Below are 4,560 nucleotides of genomic sequence, written 5' to 3'. Positions count from 1 at the left end.
GGACTGCGGGCGGCGCGCGCCCAGGGGCGGGTCGGCGGCAATCCGGCCCTGAAAGCCGGCGACCGCGAGGCGATCCGCAAGCTGCGCGCGGCCCGGGACGAAACCTATTTCAGGAAGATCGAAGCCACGGCCGACACCTGGCTGCCTCTGGTGCGCCGCCACCGGCCCGGGATGGTCTGGGACGACCTGACGCGGCTTCTGGGCGCACGCACGGGTCAGCCCTGGACGGTCGAGCGGCTGAAGCGCGCGGCCCGCCGCTATGTCCGCGACGGGCTTCTGCCCGCCACGGTGCTGGAGCGCGCCCCGCGGCGCACCCCTGACGACCGGCTGCTGGCCATCATCGCGGGGATGCGCCATGCCGATCCCGACCTGACGCTGGCGGGCATTGCCAGGCGGCTGGAGGACATGCGCGAACGCACCCCGCGCGGCAGCTCCAAGTGGTATCCGTCGTCCGTCCGGTCCCTGCTGGTGCGGGCCGAAAAGATGGGAATGACAAGCGGAGTGTCGTGAAGGGGGGCTCCTCGGCCATCCGCCTTGGCGCAGGCAACAGCCGCTTTGCAACGAAGATCGCCGTGGCTGACAAACCTCCCTTTTCCTTGGCGCCGAGCAACATGCCTTTGTCCGTCTGCAGGTCGGGAACCGCGAGTTTTCTTTGTCAGCGCCGCTGGGCGGCACGGATTGGAACTGCCGCGCCAGATGTCCCAAGCCGCAATGTGGAAAGAGCCTGCGGCATCTGGCACGGGGCAGCGACATCTCGCAGCCCCGGTTGATGGCGCCGGCGGAGGGGCGCACAGTCCGGCTGTCATTGTCGAAACAGGACCGGCATCGGCGAAGATCGATCCGGCTGCCGGGCAGGACCGGCAGGCACCCCCGCCATGAGCGGGAATTCTGCTTGCCAAGGCGAATGATTCTCAACCATAGTCACGAAAAAGAGCGGCAAAACGGCAATATTCGTGAACACGGCGATGCGAGAACAAAGAGCAGGCGAGGCTCTGGACCAGGAAAACCTGAACACGGTCATTCGGCAACATTCCGAGTGGCTTGCCAGTCAGCTGCACGCCCAGCGTGAGAACCTGTTTCCGCCTGACGCCCACAAGGCCATGCGCAGGTTCACCTCGGGCGAGGCTGCCGCGCTTCTGGATGTCAACGACAGCTATCTGCGGAAATTGCATCTGGACGGCAAGGGCCCCTCGCCCGAGACGACCTCCGGCAACCGCCGCATGTATTCCGTGCAGGATATCCAGGAACTGCGCGAAATGCTTGAAAAGACCGCACGAAATCCCGGGACCTATCTGCCGGGACGCCAGCCCGGCGACAAGCTGCAGATCATCGGCGTGATGAATTTCAAGGGCGGGTCGGGCAAGACGACGACCTCGGCCCATCTGGCGCAGCGGCTTGCGCTGAAGGGCTATCGCGTGCTGGCCATCGATCTCGATCCGCAGGCATCGATGACGGCCTTGCACGGGGTGCAGCCGGAATACGACCTGCAGGACGGCGGGACGCTGTATGACGCGATCCGCTATGAGGACCCTGCCCCGATCCGCGACGTGATCCGCAAGACCTACCTGCCGAATCTCGATCTGATCCCCGGCAACCTGGAGCTGATGGAGTTCGAGCATGAGACGCCCCGGGCCCTGGCGCAGGGCAATGCCGGGCTGTTCTTCTTCCGCGTCAAGGAAGCGCTGGCGCAGGTCGATCCCGACTATGACGTCGTGGTCATCGACTGCCCGCCCCAGCTGGGCTTTCTGACAATGTCCGCCCTGTCGGCGGCGACGGGCGTGCTGGTTACGATCCATCCAGAGATGCTGGACGTCATGTCCATGAGCCAGTTCCTGCGGATGACCGCCGACCTGATGGACGTGATCGCGGAAAGCGGCGCGGACATGTCGCATGACTGGATGCGCTATCTGCTGACCCGCTACGAGCCGACGGACGCCCCGCAGAACCGGATCGTGGCCTTTCTGCGCACGATGTATGGCGACAAGGTCCTGAACGCGCCGATGCTGAAGTCGACCGCCATCTCGGACGCGGGGCTGACGAAGCAGACCCTTTACGAGGTCGAACGCTCGGCCTTCACCCGGTCCACCTATGACCGCGCCATCGAAAGCCTGAACGCCGTCAACGACGAAATCGCGCAACTGATCCAGCAGACCTGGGGGCGCAAATGAGCGACAGCAAGAAGCGCCGGATGTCGATGCTGGACAACCTGGCCCAGGGGGCGGCCGGCGCGCCGCCCTCGATGATGTCGAACAATCGCGCGCTGCGCTCGGCGCGGGATGCCGTGGACAGCCACCGGATCTGGGAACTGGACCCGGACCAGATCGTCGACGACCGCGCCGCCGACCGGATGGACCCGCAGGATGTGGCCGACCTTCGCGCCTCGATCGAGGCGGTGGGGCAGACCGTGCCGATCCTGGTCCGCCGCGATCCCTCGGACCCGGACCGGTACCTGCTGGTCTATGGCCGCCGGCGTCTGGAAGCCGTCCGGGGATCGGACCACCTCACCAAGATCCGCGCGATGATCGCCTCGATGGACGACGGCGCCGCCATTCGCGCGCAAGCCTCCGAGAATACCGGCCGCCGCGAACTGAGCTTCATCGAACGCGCGATGTTCGCCCGGCAACTGGTCGAAAGCGAATTCGGCAGCCAAGCCCAGATCGCCGACATCCTGAACGTCACGAAATCGGCAATCTCGATGTCGCTGTCGATTGTCCGGAACGTCGGTCCGGATCTCGCCTCGGCCATCGGCCCAGCCCATGGCACCGGCCGCCCCCGATGGGAGGCCCTGGCCGCCGCCTTGGCCGAAACCGACATCGACCGTTCGGAACTGGTCGAGCTTGCGGCGCGCGTCAGGGGCCAGACCGATCCGGACGTTGCCGATCCCTCGGTCGCAGCGTTCGATGCGGTAATCCGTCGTTTACGGAAACTGGCCACCCTGCCCCGCCCGACACCCAGGGATTCGGGCGCGCTGACGATCGACGGCAAGCCCGCCGGCAAGGTCGTCAGGACCAAGACCGGGGTGCGGCTGGAGATCAGGACCGAGGATATGGAATTTGCGGAATGGCTGCAGTCCGAAGCAGCCGGCGCGATCGAGGAACTTCACGCCCGCTGGAAGAAGCGCGGCTGAGGGCAGGACAGTATAACAGCAAGGAGGCACGACCCGGCCAAGGAAAAGGTCCCGCAAAGCACAAAGCCTCACGAGACCCTTTGATCGTAGCACATTAAAGGTAGTCGCCGTCGAAAGCCTCTGCAAGTCCCTTTGTGATTTGCGGCGCGGGATTTCTTTGTCTTCGTGAATGAATAATGACTTACCATGCCATAACGCCGTTCCGGCGACCGGTGGATGCTGTCCGCATCCACCGCCACGCGACGCTGATGCAGCCCGCGCCCGGCACCCACGTCAACAAGTGGGCCATCCTGCGGGATCTTGTGGCCGGACGCGAAGCCTTTGACGTCACGGACCGGGACCTGACTGTCCTGCAGGCGCTTGTCAGCTTCCATCCGGGCAACGATCTGGACGATCCGGCGCGATTGATCGTTTATCCGTCGAATGCGGCAATCTGCGAACGGCTCAACGGGATGCCCTGCTCGACCATGCGCCGCCACCTTGCCCGTCTGGTGCAGGCCGGCCTGATCCTTCGCAATGACAGCCCCAACGGAAAACGATACGTCCGCCGCAGTTCCCTGGGCGAACAACGCTTCGGCTTTGACCTTTCGCCCTTGTCGCAGCGCGCGGGCGAAATCCAGGCCGCCGCCCAGCAGGCCCGCGATGTCGCCACGGTGATCGCGGGCCTGCGCGATGACATCAGCCTGATGCGGCGGGATGTGACCGGGCTTCTAGACCTGGTGGAAGGCCAAGCCCTGCCCCGCAGCGATCAGCACCGGGACCTTGTTGCCCTTGCCGCGCGAACCCTTCGGCGGAGACTTGGCTTGGCGGAATTGTCAGCCCTGCGCGCTGACCTTGCCGCCGCACTGAGCGACATCCAGGGTGCCATGGCCGACTGCCAGACAGACGATCTGAGCATCAGGGACAGCCAGAATGAGCAGCACTATCAGAGTTCAGATAAAGAAGAATCTGAATCTGAAAGGGGCGAAGAAGAAGATATCTGCCTGCCGCACTCGGAACAGCCCGACCTTGCCTTGGCCTGCGTCACCTCGGCTTGCCGTGACATCGTTCAGTTCAGCAGCCATCCCATCCGTGACTGGCCTGGGCTGGTAAGCGCCGCCGACCAAGTTAGCCCGATGATGGGCATCGAACCTTCCGTCTGGCTCCTGGCGAAACAGAAGATGGGAGCCGCCTGTGCGGCAGCCGCCCTGGCGGCGATCCTGCAGAGGTTTGCGCAGATACGTTCTCCAGGAGCCTACCTACGAACACTCGCATCGAAGGCTGAGGCCGGACAGTTTTCGATTGGCAGGCTGATAAGATCGGTTGCGCGCACTGAACCAGAGTTCACAGCTGTGAACTGCTAGATCCTGTTGCACTCAATCGACCTCATAACCTGCGGCTTTGAAGTAGTTGTAGCATTCCTCGTCGGAGAACAGATCGCAGACCTGGCCGAC

At 64.2% G+C, this 4,560-nt stretch carries 3 protein-coding genes and 1 pseudogene; all 4 read left to right on the top strand.

The genetic code is table 11. The annotated features are described in order from the left end of the window. Positions 1 to 510 (top strand): annotated as a pseudogene (locus tag J0F76_RS19940) (recombinase family protein); the annotation flags it as partial. Between the two features lie 455 nt (positions 511 to 965). Beyond that, on the top strand, positions 966 to 2,168 hold the full coding sequence (gene repA, locus J0F76_RS19935; RefSeq protein WP_207472144.1) for a plasmid partitioning protein RepA: 1,203 nt from the start codon (positions 966 to 968) through the stop codon (positions 2,166 to 2,168). Next, positions 2,165 to 3,127 carry a plasmid partitioning protein RepB gene (gene repB / locus J0F76_RS19930; RefSeq protein ID WP_207472143.1) on the top strand — a complete coding sequence of 321 codons (963 nt, stop codon included), beginning with the start codon at positions 2,165 to 2,167 and terminating at the stop codon, positions 3,125 to 3,127. The genes repA and repB overlap by 4 nt, the downstream gene beginning before the upstream one ends. 176 nt (positions 3,128 to 3,303) lie before the next feature. After that, positions 3,304 to 4,470 carry a plasmid replication protein RepC gene (gene repC, locus J0F76_RS19925; protein WP_207472142.1) on the top strand — a complete coding sequence of 389 codons (1,167 nt, stop codon included), beginning with the start codon at positions 3,304 to 3,306 and terminating at the stop codon, positions 4,468 to 4,470. Positions 4,471 to 4,560: the final 90 nt, after the last annotated feature.

This window comes from Paracoccus fontiphilus (assembly GCF_017356265.1).
GTDB classification, from domain to species: Bacteria; Pseudomonadota; Alphaproteobacteria; order Rhodobacterales; family Rhodobacteraceae; genus Paracoccus; species Paracoccus fontiphilus.
Note: the sequence above shows the minus strand (reverse complement) of the source record. Positions and strands in the feature narration are given on the sequence as shown.